This window comes from Mariniphaga anaerophila, assembly GCF_900129025.1.
In the GTDB taxonomy this organism is placed as follows: domain Bacteria; phylum Bacteroidota; class Bacteroidia; order Bacteroidales; family Prolixibacteraceae; genus Mariniphaga; species Mariniphaga anaerophila.
Genome location: NZ_FQUM01000002.1, coordinates 347,335 through 361,244 on the forward strand (window position 1 = coordinate 347,335; position 13,910 = coordinate 361,244).

Below are 13,910 nucleotides of genomic sequence, written 5' to 3' on the forward strand. Positions count from 1 at the left end.
AGCAAATTTTTATGCAAAAGTAGCTTTTTTGGGGAAAGGAAGAAGGATTGTTACAGATAGAGCATTTCGCCAATTTCCTTCATGGCATCTGCGGCGCTCGCTTCAATAAAAATATCGGTAATGGTGTTTGTGAATGGCGACGGCTTAATGTTTATCTCGATGATTTTCGCATCGCTGTTTTTTGCTATTTCCGGTATTTCAGCAGCCGGCAGCACTTCTGCGTTGGTGCCAATAACGAGAAGAAGATCTGCTTTTTTTGCTTCGTTAAAAGAATGGCGTTTGGCGAAATCGGAAACGGGTTCGTTAAAAAATACCATGTCGGGTTTTAAAACTCCTTTGCACACAAAGCAGGTTGGCGGCAGAAAGTTCAAATCGGCAAAACTCATGTCGTATTCAGAGCTGCACTTGGTGCAAACAAGCTGGCGGTATGTTCCGTGCAGTTCGCACACTTTTTTGCTTCCGGCCTTTTGGTGCAGGTGGTCGATGTTTTGTGTAATAATGAATTCCAGAAAACTGCGCTTTTCCATTTTTGCCAGAACTTCGTGTGCAATGTTGGGAGAGGCATCGCTTAGTTTATCATAAAAAATGTCTTTGATTTTTTTCCACGATTGCAGCGGTCTTTTTTGAAAATACTCAATTTCCAGAAAAATGGGATGCGTGGTGTTCCACAATCCTCCGGCGCCTCTGAACGGCGGAATTCCGCTTTCCACAGAAACTCCTGCGCCGGTAAAAGCCACCATGTATTTCGATTTTCTGATTAGTTCAATCGCTTCGCTGATTTTTTTCAAATCCATTTGCCTGTAAATAAAAACTCCCGGCAGCTTTGGTTTCAGCTGCCGGGAGTATTAACATTTCAGAAATTAAAAAGTTAATTTTCTGTCAGGTCTTTTTTAACCGAAACGCTTCCGTCTTCGTTAAAATGAATTTTGAAATTCAGTTTTCTGAATACAGAGAGCATAGGTTTGTTGTCCTGGGTAGTTTCAGCCAACAGCGTTTTTATCTGTTTTTGTTTTGCAATTTCTGCGCAATACGCTGTAATCATATTCCCCAACTCTTTTTTCTGCCATTTGTCGTTAATCAAAATAGCATATTCCATTGTTTCCAAGTCGGGGTCGGCAATAAGGCGTCCTACACCAACCAGTTTTTTCTTGCCTTCTTCTTCAATTTCTGCTACAATTGCCACTTCGCGGTCGTAATCGATAAAACAGAATTGAGTGGCTACCTGGTGAGATTCGAAAGAGAAATCGTTTCTGAAACGGTGATAAATTGACTCTTTCGAGCAACCTTCGAGCATTTCCTGCCACATCGGTTCATCTTCCGGTTTTATGGGCCTCAGTGTGATTGTCTGACCATCTTTCAATTCGCATGTTTTTACCATGCTTTCCGGGTAAGGTTTCAAAATCAGGTGGTCGTAATCTTTAACCGGGTTTTTCATGATTTCTTCGTCAACCACAATACGTGCATCCAGTGCAATAACGTCGGTGTTTGTAACAATCAACGGGTTGATGTCGAGTTCTGCAATTTCCGGATAATCTGCTGCCAGGTACGACATGCGGATGAGCACTTCAATAAGTTTGTCGATATTTTTCGGTGCATCGCCACGCCAGCCTTTCAGCAATGGATAAATTTTCAGCGATTCCAACATCTGGCGCGCCAGTTTTTCGTTCAATGGAGGGAATTCCAGCCTGTTGTCTTTAAACAGTTCGGCTGTTGTGCCACCCATACCAACCAGCATTACAGTACCAAATGCTTTGTCTTTTTTAATTCCCACAATCAATTCGATGGCACCTTTGGTGTCTACCATTTTCTGGATGGTAACTCCGTCAATCCGTGCGTCGGGCTGTTTTTCCGAAACGGTTTTCATCATGTTACGGAAAGCGGCACGTACCATTTCTTCACTTTTGATGTTAAGCGCTACACCGCCAACATCAGATTTGTGAGTAATATCGGGAGAGTAAATTTTCATTACCACCGGGTAGCCTTTGTCTTCCGAAACGCGAACAGCTTCGTCTTCGTTGGCTGCCGGAATTGGGCTTGTGGTATCAATGCCGTAATCGTTAACAAGCATTTTTGAATCGTCTTCGTTCAAAATTCTTGCTTTCGGGAAAACGTCTTTCAGGTATTTTTTACGCAACTCGTTGCGGTCGTATTCAAAAGAAACAGGAACTTCTTTCGGTGTTTCATAAAGCATAGAGAGGTTTTGCGAGTAATCGGAAAGCGTCATGAATGCTTTAATAGCCTGTTCCGGAGCCTGGAAACTGGATATTCCTGCGTTGTTGAAAACCTGCATTCCTTCGCGCATACTTGCGCCACCCATCCAGGCTGTCATAATTGTTTTTGTTGTTTTTGAAGCCAGTTCAGAAATGGCTTCTGCAATTGCTGTAGGAGCGGTCATTGCCTGCGGTGTCAGCAGAATAAGAGCTGCGTCAACGTTTTCATCGTCAAGAACGATTTCGGTTGCAGTGGCAAATCTTTCAGGAGTAGCATCACCCAGTACGTCAATCGGGTTACCGTGCGACCAGAACGGAGGAAGGTATTCGTTCAACCTTTCCATGGTTTTGTCTGAAAGTTTAACCAGTTTTCCGCCCAGCGAAATGAGTGAGTCGGTTGCCATAACTCCGGGACCTCCGGCGTTGGTAACAATGGCCAAACGGTTTCCTTTAGGCATTCTTTTACGCCCTACCAGGTCGGTAAAGTTGAAAATATCGCCAAAGTCGAAAACCCTTGCAAGTCCGGCTCTGCGGAACACTGCATCGTAAATTGAGTCTTCAGAAGCCATTGCTCCGGTGTGGGATGCTGCTGCTGCTGCCGATTCCGGGAAACGTCCTGATTTGTAAACGATAATCGGTTTTTTCCTGGAGAATGCACGTGCAGCCGACATAAATGTGTGCGCATCGGCAATGGATTCAACGTAAAGTACAATCGATTTTGTTTCGGGGTCTTGTCCGAAATAGTCAATAAGGTCGCCAAAACTTACATCCATGGAGTTACCGATGGATACAAAATTGGAGAACCCGATGTTTGATTCGTAAGCCCAGTCGAGTACTGATGTACAAAGTGCACCCGATTGTGAAATGAAAGCAACATGACCTTTTTTAGGCATGCCTGCAGCGAAACTTACATTCATGTTTAATCCAGGTACCAAAATACCCAGGCAGTTTGGCCCAATTACCCGCATGTCGGGAAATTTAGCCCTTTCGTCTTTTACTTGTTGTTCCAGGATTTTCCCTTCTTTCCCGGCTTCTTTAAAGCCTGCCGACATGATGATGATTCCGCGAATTCCTGCTTCTCCGCATTCGCGAACAATCTGAGGAACAAATTTGGCAGAAGTCATAATCACAGCGAGGTCAGGTACTTTCGGCAAACTCTTTACATTCGGAAAACAAGGAATACCTAATACAGCTTCGCGTTTTGGGTTTACCGGGTAAACAACTCCGTTGTATCCTCCGCTAACCAAATTACGCAAAGTAATTCCTCCAACACTGTCAGGATTGTTGGAAACTCCGATTAAAGCAATTCTCTTTGGCTTAAAAATACTGTCTAAACTCTTGATGGCCATTGGTATATTTTTAAATTATTTGAACGTCGTTTAATGAATAATTAAGTTTTTTAGAATATTTTGCAAAAATCTTTAAAAAAAGTCGTGTAAAAAAATTTTACAGTCTTTTTTATCTGAATCACGGGCAATTGTTAAGATGTGTTTTACTCTTTAAGCGGATTGCCCTTTTTTGCAAAATTTGTGATTATATGTTTAAAAACAATCCTGCAATGACCTGTTTCATAACATTGTTTTTGAATGTCTTTCCGCTTTTGTGAAATTGCGTTATTCTTTTTTTCCGGAGGAGTGGAAATAAGTGAATCCGTGCTCCTGTTTTGTCGCGTTTTCGGGGGATCCAAAAGATGGAGACTGCCGGCGGGAAAACGCCCGCTGCTCCCAGTGGTATTTTGACGTTGTCAGGTGCTGCGCACGCTGACAAGTCGAAGTCCATGTCACAAACCTGTCAACGTCGTTAGACTTGACAGCGTTGAATAACCGATTTTGTATAGAACGTACGCACTTTTGCCTTGATGCAAAAGTTCCAAAAAATCAAGGCTGCGCCTGCTTCGCACGAAAAAGCTACGTTTGCCGGCTAAAATCTTTGAAACTTCTCGTCGTTCCTCCTCGCCAAACAACAAAGATTTTTAAACGCCGTCTGCACTTGTTTTTCGGCTCACCAGCCGAGGCCGGGGAAACTGCTTTGTGTTTATAATTGTGAATAAACGAAGAACGTTTTCGGGCTGAAAGCCCAATTTATTTCAGCCCGAAGGCAACGCCTCGGGAACCGGAAGCCCAACCGGCCTCCGCGCCCTGAAGGGGCAGATTAACAGGATTTGTTTTTGCGCTGTTAGGCGTTGAATAACCGATTTTGTATAGAACGTACGCACTTTTGCCTTGATGCAAAAGTTCCAAAAAATCAAGGCTGCGTCTGCTTCGCACGAAAATCTACGTTTGGCGGCTAAAATCTTTGAAACTTCTCGTCGTTCCTCCTCGTCAAATAACAAAGATTTTTTTCGCCGTCTGCACTCGTTTTTCGGCTCACCAGCCGAGGCCGGGGAAATTGCTTTGTGTTTACTATTGTATTTGACGTTGTCAGGAGCTTCGCACGCTGACAAGTCGAAGTCGAAGCCGCCAACCTGTCAACGTCGCCAGACTTGACAGCGTTGAATTAACTAAAACTTCAACCATCTGGCACATAGTTCTTACAGCGTTGAATTAACAGCACGATTCCGAAAAATGATTACCTTTAAGCAACTAAAAGTCAAACACCATGTTACCATCATTCCTTTTTCCTGCCAAAGCTGCGTTGCCTGTTTTTTTGCTCTTTTCTGTTTTGTCTGCCGGTGCGCAGGAGTTCGCTTCTGTAAAAAATGATTCTCAGGAAACCCTAGAAATAATTACCTGGAATTCCACTGCTGCCGAACCATTCAACTATGAAATTCATCCTGTAATGGACCCATATTCAGTAGTTGACCCAACAAGAGGAGTCTACGGTGGAGCAGATTTCCATAACATGGACGCACAACAAAAAGAAGATTTCTTCCAATCCCGAATCAAAGCAAATGTTAGAAAAATAAATAATGGGTATTACAATGATTGTGTAATATATTCAAAAGTGTTACAATTAAATTTTACTGGCTTAGAAAATTTTACTAACTTTGGGGGAGTTGATGACAATCAGGATGGGCTTTATGAGGGATACGATTATTATAACCCCTTAGTTGAACTTGGAAAAGAAAATTTACCTCTTTATTTAATTGGTACAACAACAAGTGACGGAAGGCCACACATGATTGTGGGGGCATATACGGGACCAAAAGAAAAAGGAATAGAACACGACGCAACAAAATGGAACCAATGGAGTTTTTGGAATTTTGAAGATGGAGAAAAAATTGTTCCAGCTTATGGACCAATGGATCCAAATGGCCCCTGTGAAATTATGCAATTAATTTACAAACCTCATACGGATTTATTTAGTGTTAATCCAATTTTAAGTTTTAAATTAGAAAATGGAGTGGGAATTTTAAACAAAACATTCGGAGAACCTGGAAACGAACAAGGATATGATCCAAGAATTTTAAGAGACAACGCCCACCAAAGTAAAGTAAAATTAAGCCAAATAGAAAATAAAATCTTCACAGACAAAGAAGACATCTACTTTGAAGACCCCGCAATCGAAACAAACATAAAACACTACTCACCAACACTAGAAAGAATATTGTCCGACACAATAAAAACAAGCCCAAACTATTATTCATTCAAAGTAACAGACATTGCAAAATACAAAATCGGACGTTGGAACACAGACCCCACTTCCCCAACTTTTTTAAAAAACCTAAGCGACACATCCTCATACATAGTAACAGTCGACCTAACATCAGGAATAGAAGAACTCCAAACAGAAAACAAAAAAATTGACCTAGACTTCTGGGGTGATTCAAAATTAGTCGTATCAACAAAAGACTACCTAAGACAAGGAGAAATTTACATCTACGACATGAACGGAAAAACAATCGATGTCTTACGAGTAAACGACTTAATGCCCGGAGAAGAACGACAAATCAATTATTCGGGTTTTCTTCAATTTGTTCCGGGCGTGTATTCCATAAGTTTTATAGGCAATGGTTCGGTAGCCACCGTAAAGTTTGTTAACCGGTAACAAAAGTGTTTTGACGTTGTCAGGAGCTTCGCACGCTGACAAGTCCAAGTCGAAGTCACCAACCTGTCAACGTCGCCAGACTTGACAGCGTTGAATAACCGATTTTCGTATTGTATCTACGCACTTTTGCCTTGATGCAAAAGTTCCAAAAAATCAAGGCTGCGTCTGCCTCGCAAGAAAAAGCTACGCTTGCCGGCTAAAATCTTTGAAACTCCTCGTCGTTCCTTCTCGTCAAACAAGCAAAGATTTTTTACGCCGTCTGCACTTGTTTTTCGGCTCACCAGCCGAGGCCGGGGAAACTGCTTTGTGTTTATGATAGTATTTGACGTTGTCAGATGCTTCGCACGCTGACAAGTCGGAAACCTGTCAACGTCGTTAGACTTGACAGCGTTTAGATAAACGAAGAACGTTTTCGGGCTGAAAGCCCAACTTATTTCAGCCCGGGGCAACGCCTCGGGAATAGGAAGAACAACCGACCGTCGCGCCCTGAAGGGGCAGATTAATAAAATTTGTTTTTGTGGGGGGTCCCGTTGTAGTTGTATTTGACGTTGTCAGGTGCTGCGCACGCTGACAAGTCGAAGTCGTAAACCTGTCAACGTCGCTAGACTTGACAGCGTTGAAAACTGAAACGACAGTTCGTTTTCGGGCTGAAAGCCCAACTTATTTCAGCCCGAAGGCAACGCCTCGGGAACCGGAAGAACAGCCACCCATCACGCCCTGAAAGGGCAGATTAATAAAATTTGTTTTTGTGGGGGTTCCCGTTGTAGTTGTATTTGACGTTGTCAGGAGCTACGCACGCTGACAAGTCAACGTCGTAAGACTTGACAGCGTTGAACCGAAAAATATTGGGCGAGAAGCTCTGTCTGAAATAACCTACTTCTGCAAAAGCATAAAAGATGCTGTTCAAAAAGTGACATAAATTAGGATGAAACTTTCAATTTATAATCAATTTTGTTTTACTTCCAAACCTCCCATAAAGAGGGAGGCTTAAAGTCCCCTGCAGGGGATTTAGGGGTGAAAAACTAAATGGATACTTCCAAATTGCAGTTTGATTTCATTCCTAAAAGATTTTTGACACAGCCTCTTTTTTTTAGCGTTTTACTTCAACTTTGGCTCCGTTTATTATGGTGTCAACAATTCCCGGGTCGAGCAGGGTTGAAGTATCGCCCAGGTTGGTGGCGTCTCCTTCGCCGATTTTCCGGAGAATGCGCCGCATAATTTTTCCGGAGCGGGTTTTGGGAAGCCCGCTTACAATCTGAATTTTGTCGGGTTTGGCAATGGGCCCGATGAATTTATTTACGGTTTCCCTGATTTCATTTTCGATGCCGGCCATTTCTCTGTCTGTCAGTTCTTCGCAAATAACGTAAGCGTAAATGCCAGCGCCTTTAATATCATGAGGGTAACCAACCACTGCCGATTCTACCACTTTGGGATGCTGGTTAATGGCGTCTTCCACCTCAGCCGTTCCGATGCGGTGCCCGGAGACGTTAATAACATCGTCGATGCGGCCAATGATGCGGTAGTACCCTTCTTCATCGCGTTTGGCGCCATCGCCCGTAAGGTAAAGGCCCCGGTACGAAGAGAAGTAGGTGTTGTAACAACGTTGGTGGTCGCCGTAGGTTGTACGCAACATTCCCGGCCACGGAAATTTAATGCACAAAATACCTTCAACACTGTTCCCTTTCAGCTCATTTCCTTCCGGGTCGACCAAAATGGGCTGGATGCCCGGTAACGGCAGTGTGGCCAGCGACGGTTTTGTGGGGGTGATTCCGGCCAGTGGCGAAATCATGATTCCACCGGTTTCTGTCTGCCACCAGGTATCCACAATTGGGCATTTGCCTTTTCCAATCATGCTGTGGTACCAGCGCCACGCTTCTTCGTTAATGGGTTCGCCAACGGTTCCAAGCACTTTAAGAGAGCTTAAATCGTGGCTTTTTACCCATTCGTCGCCTTGGGCAACCAGCGCGCGGATTGCTGTAGGCGCGGTGTAAAAATGTGTGACTTTGTATTTGTCAACAATATCCCAGAACCTGCCGGCATCGGGCCACGTTGGTACGCCTTCAAACATAATTGAAGTAGCGCCTGCCAGCAACGGCCCGTAAATAATGTAGGAATGACCGGTAACCCAGCCGATGTCTGCGGTGCACCAGTAAACATCGCCGTCGCTGTACTGAAATACATTTTTAAATGTGTATTCAGAATAAATCATGTACCCGGCCGTGGAATGCACTACGCCTTTGGGCTTTCCGGTTGAGCCGGATGTGTAAAGGATAAAAAGCATGTCCTCTGCATCCATCTCTTCTGCTTTGTTTTCAGTACTTGCGTTTTCAATTAAATCGTGCCACCAAACATCGCGGCCTTCTACCCAGTTAATATGTTCTTCGTTGGTTCGGTGCAGAACAACTGCCTTTTCAACAGTGGGGCAGCTTTGCAGTGCTTCGTCTGCAATATTTTTCAGGTGAATGGATTTGGCTCCCCTGAAACCACCATCGGATGTGATTAGTATTTTCGATTTTGCGTCGTGAATTCGGTCGGCCAAAGCTGATGCCGAAAAACCGGCAAAAACGATGGAATGAACAGCCCCGATTCGGGCGCAGGCAAGCATGGCAATGGCCAGCTCGGGAACCATCGGAAGGTAAATGGCAACCCGGTCTCCTTTTTCAACGCCAAGGCTTTTTAGGGCATTGGCAAATTGTTTTACTTTATCAAAGAGTTCTTCGTAGGTGAATTTCAATGTGTCTTCATCCGGATTATTGGGCTCCCAGATCAGCGCTGTCTGGTCTTTCCGCATGAACATGTTCCGTTCAAATATATTTTCGGTGATGTTCAACTTTCCGTTTACAAACCATTTGACATCGGGCGCGCCATCGCCATCAAATTTCCAGTCGAGAACACGATCCCATTTTTTGCGCCAGTAATAGTTCTCGGCAATGTTGCTCCAAAAGCCTTCGGGGTTGGCAACACTTTCCTGGTATTTTTGGAAATATTCTGCAAGACTAGTTATTTTATCCACCATCCTGAATAGATTTAAAAAGTTTGACTTAATTTATTAATATAGAATAAGTCAATAGCACGCTGTTTTGTTCGTTAGGGGATGCCAAACTTTTTAAAATGCCGGTTTTTAGTGCTTTTTTTTGATGAGGATTTGGATGTTTTTATCTGCCCTGGTGGCGGGTGAAATAAAGGAAAACAGAAGCTGAAAAAACAATCCCGGGCAATGAATTGAATCGCTGCCTGGGATATTTTTTTTGTGATACTATTTGCAATTTTGCTCAAATACTATTGAGCGATTTTTTTGCTCCGTTTTCGTCCAGATTGACAAAAGTGATGTGTGTTGAAAAAATAATATCCATATCTGCATGACACTTACTTTGGCAATAAACATTTACAAAATACTGAACCGAAGTATTTCCTTCAAGCGATTTTTCAATAACGAATTTTAAAATTGCACCTTTCCGCACACTTCTTTTAAAGGTGACTTTGTCGAGGCCAACAGTAACAAAACTGCTTCCCGGATATTCGAGAGTTGCCGCAATCCACGCGTATTCATCAATCCATTTTAATAAATGACCGCCATACAGATATCCGTTTTGATTGAGGTCTCCCGGTAAAACCAATTTGTAATTTTCCATAAAGTTTTAACGAACTAAATTATTTTTATTTTTCTATTGCTTCATAAGGAACAAATCCTTTGGGGCTTTTGTTGCTCAAAGCTTCTCTGGGTTTGTAAAATTCCGGGCTGTCGTATATTTTTCGCAACAGCATTTCTTTTGTGTTCGGCTCGGCAAGGTGTGCGATTCCGATGGCATGTTCCGCCAGGTTCAGTCCCATGGGGTTGAATACACCATTTTCGGTGGCAATTACAACCGGGTCGGCAGCAATTGCAGTGGTTGTAATTCCTTCGGGACACATGTCAATAATTTTTGATATGCCGTTGTTGGTTGTTGATTCCATGGCAATTATTGCGTACCCGTTTTTCGATAAAATTGAACCGCGCAGAAAATCGGCCTGGCCACCAATTCCGCTGTAAATTTGCCGTCCTTTTAGCGAGTCTGCCCAGATGTTTCCATGAAGGTCAACGCCAATGGCGCTGTTAATGGCCACCATTTTATGTTGTTGCGCAATGCGTAAAACATTGTTGGTGAAATTGCACGGACGGTTTTGTATGGAACTGTTGTAGTCGAGCCAGTCGTAGCCCGCTTTGTCTTTTGCCAGAAAAATTGAGGAAGTGGAAAAATTGACGTCAGAGAATTTGTTGGTGACAATTTTTTTCTCAATCAGTTTTTGCATCGAATCGGTAAAAAGTTCCGTGTAAATGCCAATGTCTTTTACTCCTTTGTCGATTACCGCATCTGTAACGGCTTCGGGCACTTTCCCGATTCCATATTGCAGCGTGCATCCGTCGGTAATAAACAGCTCGGTAATTAGCCGGCCAATTTTGTGTGCGGTTTCATCCGGCCGCAAATAGGGAATTACCGGAAGCGGGTAGTCTGTATCAATAAGAAAATCGATGTTCGACTCGTCGATGGTGGTTCCCAATATAAATGGCATTTGTTTGTTGCGTTCGGCAATTACAATCCCTCCGTTGGCTTTTGCAGTATTAACAGCAGCCTGAATTCCTTCAACCGTTGTTCCGTAGCTGTAATTTCCGCCTTTATCGGGGCCGCTGACCTGAATGAAAACGACATTTGGTTTCAGAAAGTTTTTAATCTGAAACGGCACGTTTGAGAGGTGCATCACCTGGTAAGTGGCCATTCCTTCGTTAAGTGCGTTTCTGGAATACGGCCCGGAAAAAATTACCCGGTGTTTAATCCGCTGGCAGGATTCTTCGCTAAACAATTCCTGGATGTCTCCCAGTAGTAAAATGCTGATTAACTCAACATCTCTGATTGACGTATCGCTGGCCAGTTGCTTCAGAAGAGTTTGCGGACTTGCGGCATTGCCTCCGGTATATATTACAGAACCGGGTTTTAAAACTGCTGAATTAACGGCTTCCGATACATGTTTGATGATTTTCATACCATTAAAATTGTTCGTTATTAACTGTGTCTTTTAAAACGTGCATTTTAATCATTAACCTTTAGCGTCAAAAAATTATCATGCGCTTCAATTTTTTTTTGATTTCCATTTTTGCGTCGACAAGTTAAAGCTATTGCATGTAACAGGACAAGAAAAAAATCATGTTATATTCTCGCGCCTGGTTGTCCCTTGTATGTTTTTAAACAGTATGTGCCTTTGCTTCTTTTTGTTATCGGGATTGACGAAACTTGTAAAGCGAAAATGATATTTAAAGAAGTATTAAATAGACAAGGCTTGTCTTTCACGTTGTTTTTTTTATATATTGCTACAGAAAATCATCAGATTGTACCGCTTGTTTTCTACGCTCTGTTAGTTCTATTTCGTGGAGAAAAAGAGAAAATCAAGATTTCTTACAGAAAGCATATTTGAGATTTTTTACCAATAAAACGAAAATCAATAAATCGGATTTTATGACTATCAATCTAAAACCAGTAGCCCTGCTTTTTTGCTTGTTGTTAGCCCATTCTGCACAAAGTGACGATTTCGTGTTGATAAAACAACGCGTATTCCAAAATCTGATGGAAACGCCTGTCGACAAAAATGAGGTGGCAAATCTGCTTAATTCCATTCAGGAAAACGGTACCTGGCCCGACATCAATTATCAGGATGTGTCGCGCGAGGGATTTCAACACAGCCGCCACTCTGCAAATATTGTAACGCTGGCAAGGGCTTACAACACAAAATCATCCCGGTTTTTTAAAAGTACGAAAGTGAAGAATGTAGTTGAACTGGCGTTGAAAAACTGGGTGGACCACGATTATATTTGCGACAACTGGTGGCACAACCAGATTGGCACCCCAAACAACCTTGTGCATGTGATGCTGCTTATCGGCGATGAGTTGCCGAAAGATTTGGTGGAAAAAGCGCAGCCCATCATTAACCGGGCAAATATTGATGCGCCGGGTGCGCGCCCCGGAGGAGACCGAATTAAAATAGCAGGAATTCAGGCCAAAAATTTGCTTTTTCTCGGAGACCGGGAAACTTTTGACGAGGTAGTCAGGGTAATCGAAAATGAGATAAAATATGTAGAATGGATCGGACGGAAATATGGATATACATACCGTATTAATAGCAGCGGGTTTGCCAACCGGTCGGCCGGCGGGCGCGGGATTCAGTACGGAAACAGTTTTCATCATCGGGGCGATGGCGTAAATAATACTCTTTCTTACGGATTGAGTTATGCTGATGCGTTTGTGGAGTGGGCTGTTTATACGGCAAACACACGGTATTCATTTGCCGATGACAAACAGGAACGGTTGGTCGATTATTTCCTGGATGGAATCTGTAAAACTTCCATCTATGGAAAGTTCCCCGATCCGGGAGCAAAAAATCGCAGTGTCTGCCGTCGTGGAACTTTGCGCCCGTACAGCGCCAAAACCGCTGAAAATTTGTTGCTTGCTACCGCGTATCGAAGAAAAGAGCTGAAGGAAATAGCTGATATCAGAAATCAGGGAATTAAGCCAACTGTTTCCCACGCTACTTTTTTCTGGAATACCGGACACTTTTCTTACCAGCGTCCCGACTGGTTTACGTCGGTAAGAATGTATTCTACGCGAACGCATAATATGGAAGAACCATACAACAGCGAAGGATTATTGAACCACCATCGCGGCGACGGGGCCAACCACATTTCCCGCACCGGCGACGAGTATTATGACATTTTTCCGGTGTTTGATTATCAGAAGGTTCCCGGTGCTACTATTATGCAAAAAGCAGAGCTGCCGGCTCCAAACCAAATTCAGAAACTGGGGCTGACCGATTTTGTGGGAGCAGTTACCGATGGCATTTACGGAGCTGTGGCTTTCGATTTTAAAAGCCCGCACGATCCGTTGGTTGCCCGTAAATCCTGGTTTTTTTTCGATGAGGAATACGTGTGTCTCGGCGCAGGAATTTCGTGTAAACAGAATCTTCCGGTGGTAACAACTGTTAATCAGTGCCTGCTTCGGGGCGAGGTGGCGCTTTCTTCGCAAAACAAAAAAGTAACCGTTGAAAAGGGAGAGAAAACATTTGAAAATGTGGACTGGGTTTTTCACGATAGGATAGGGTACGTTTTCCCAAACCCGACAGATGTCGAATTAAAAAACAGCGCTGCAACCGGCTCTTGGTGGAACATCAGTAAACAAATTTCCACACCGAAAGAAGAAGTTACAGCAGATGTTTTTAAACTTTGGCTGAATCACGGTTCCAGACCGTCTGACGCGGCCTATGAGTACATTGTTGTTCCTGCAACATCAATGGAAAAGATGGAAGAGAACCGTTCAAAAAATAATATTACTATTTTAAAGAATACTCCCGAAATACAGGCGGTGGAAAATACTAATCTGGAAATTTGTCAGGTTGTGTTTTATAAAGGCGGAGAAATTGAGATTTTCCCGACTGTGAAGCTTTTTAGTGACAACCCGGGAATTGTGATGTTAAAAATGAAAAACGGAAGCATAACCGAAATCTCGGTAGCTGATCCCAACCGGGAATTGAGCCGGTTCAATTTGTCTGTTTCCACGAAGATTGAAAAGAGCGGTGAGACTTTTACCGCAAGCTGGAATGAGAATACCCGGATGACACACATTTCCATTGAACTTCCCGGTGGAAATTATGCCGGTAGCAGTGCAACTGTCAAACTTTAAAAGCCTTTCA

Annotated in this window: 7 protein-coding genes; 2 read left to right on the forward strand and 5 right to left on the reverse strand. The window is 43.2% G+C overall.

Translation table 11 applies throughout. The features are described from left to right. Nucleotides 1-50 precede the first annotated feature (50 nt). Together BUB08_RS04650 and BUB08_RS04655 are read right to left on the reverse strand one after the other, a co-directional pair. Nucleotides 51-794, reverse strand: a complete 744-nt coding sequence (locus tag BUB08_RS04650; protein WP_072999370.1) for an SIR2 family NAD-dependent protein deacylase — start codon at nucleotides 792-794, stop codon at nucleotides 51-53. Between the two features lie 74 nt (nucleotides 795-868). Then, a complete protein-coding gene (locus tag BUB08_RS04655; RefSeq protein WP_072999372.1) occupies nucleotides 869-3,559 on the reverse strand; it encodes a bifunctional acetate--CoA ligase family protein/GNAT family N-acetyltransferase in 2,691 nt (896 codons plus the stop codon). A gap of 1,249 nt (nucleotides 3,560-4,808) precedes the next feature. Between BUB08_RS04655 and BUB08_RS04665 the strand changes: the two genes are divergently transcribed. Beyond that, entirely contained in the window at nucleotides 4,809-6,197 is a 1,389-nt protein-coding gene (locus BUB08_RS04665; RefSeq protein ID WP_072999376.1) for a hypothetical protein, read from the forward strand. A 1,090-nt stretch (nucleotides 6,198-7,287) separates the two neighbouring features. Here BUB08_RS04665 and acs read toward each other — a convergent pair. The 3 genes from acs to BUB08_RS04680 form a co-directional block, all read right to left on the reverse strand. Further along, nucleotides 7,288-9,213, reverse strand: a complete 1,926-nt coding sequence (acs, locus tag BUB08_RS04670; protein ID WP_072999378.1) for an acetate--CoA ligase — start codon at nucleotides 9,211-9,213, stop codon at nucleotides 7,288-7,290. A 256-nt stretch (nucleotides 9,214-9,469) separates the two neighbouring features. After that, nucleotides 9,470-9,829 (reverse strand): acyl-CoA thioesterase, encoded by a 360-nt coding sequence (locus BUB08_RS04675; RefSeq protein ID WP_072999379.1) that lies wholly within the window; start codon nucleotides 9,827-9,829, stop codon nucleotides 9,470-9,472. Between the two features lie 25 nt (nucleotides 9,830-9,854). Next, the gene (locus BUB08_RS04680) at nucleotides 9,855-11,216 is read right to left on the reverse strand and encodes an acetyl-CoA hydrolase/transferase family protein (protein ID WP_072999381.1); all 1,362 of its coding nucleotides are present in this window, start codon (nucleotides 11,214-11,216) and stop codon (nucleotides 9,855-9,857) included. Nucleotides 11,217-11,686: 470 nt separating this feature from the next. Between BUB08_RS04680 and BUB08_RS04690 the strand changes: the two genes are divergently transcribed. After that, nucleotides 11,687-13,900 carry a polysaccharide lyase family 8 super-sandwich domain-containing protein gene (locus BUB08_RS04690; protein ID WP_072999385.1) on the forward strand — a complete coding sequence of 738 codons (2,214 nt, stop codon included), beginning with the start codon at nucleotides 11,687-11,689 and terminating at the stop codon, nucleotides 13,898-13,900. Nucleotides 13,901-13,910: the final 10 nt, after the last annotated feature.

Excerpts from the sequence above, each read along its gene's own strand:
- BUB08_RS04680 (WP_072999381.1), bottom strand. The coding sequence starts at position 11,216 with ATGAAAATCATCAAACATGTATCGGAAGCCGTTAATTCAGCAGTTTTA.
- acs (WP_072999378.1), bottom strand. The coding sequence starts at position 9,213 with ATGGTGGATAAAATAACTAGTCTTGCAGAATATTTCCAAAAATACCAG.
- BUB08_RS04655 (WP_072999372.1), bottom strand. The coding sequence starts at position 3,559 with ATGGCCATCAAGAGTTTAGACAGTATTTTTAAGCCAAAGAGAATTGCT.
- BUB08_RS04690 (WP_072999385.1), top strand. The coding sequence starts at position 11,687 with ATGACTATCAATCTAAAACCAGTAGCCCTGCTTTTTTGCTTGTTGTTA.
- BUB08_RS04675 (WP_072999379.1), bottom strand. The coding sequence starts at position 9,829 with ATGGAAAATTACAAATTGGTTTTACCGGGAGACCTCAATCAAAACGGA.
- BUB08_RS04665 (WP_072999376.1), top strand. The coding sequence starts at position 4,809 with ATGTTACCATCATTCCTTTTTCCTGCCAAAGCTGCGTTGCCTGTTTTT.
- BUB08_RS04650 (WP_072999370.1), bottom strand. The coding sequence starts at position 794 with ATGGATTTGAAAAAAATCAGCGAAGCGATTGAACTAATCAGAAAATCG.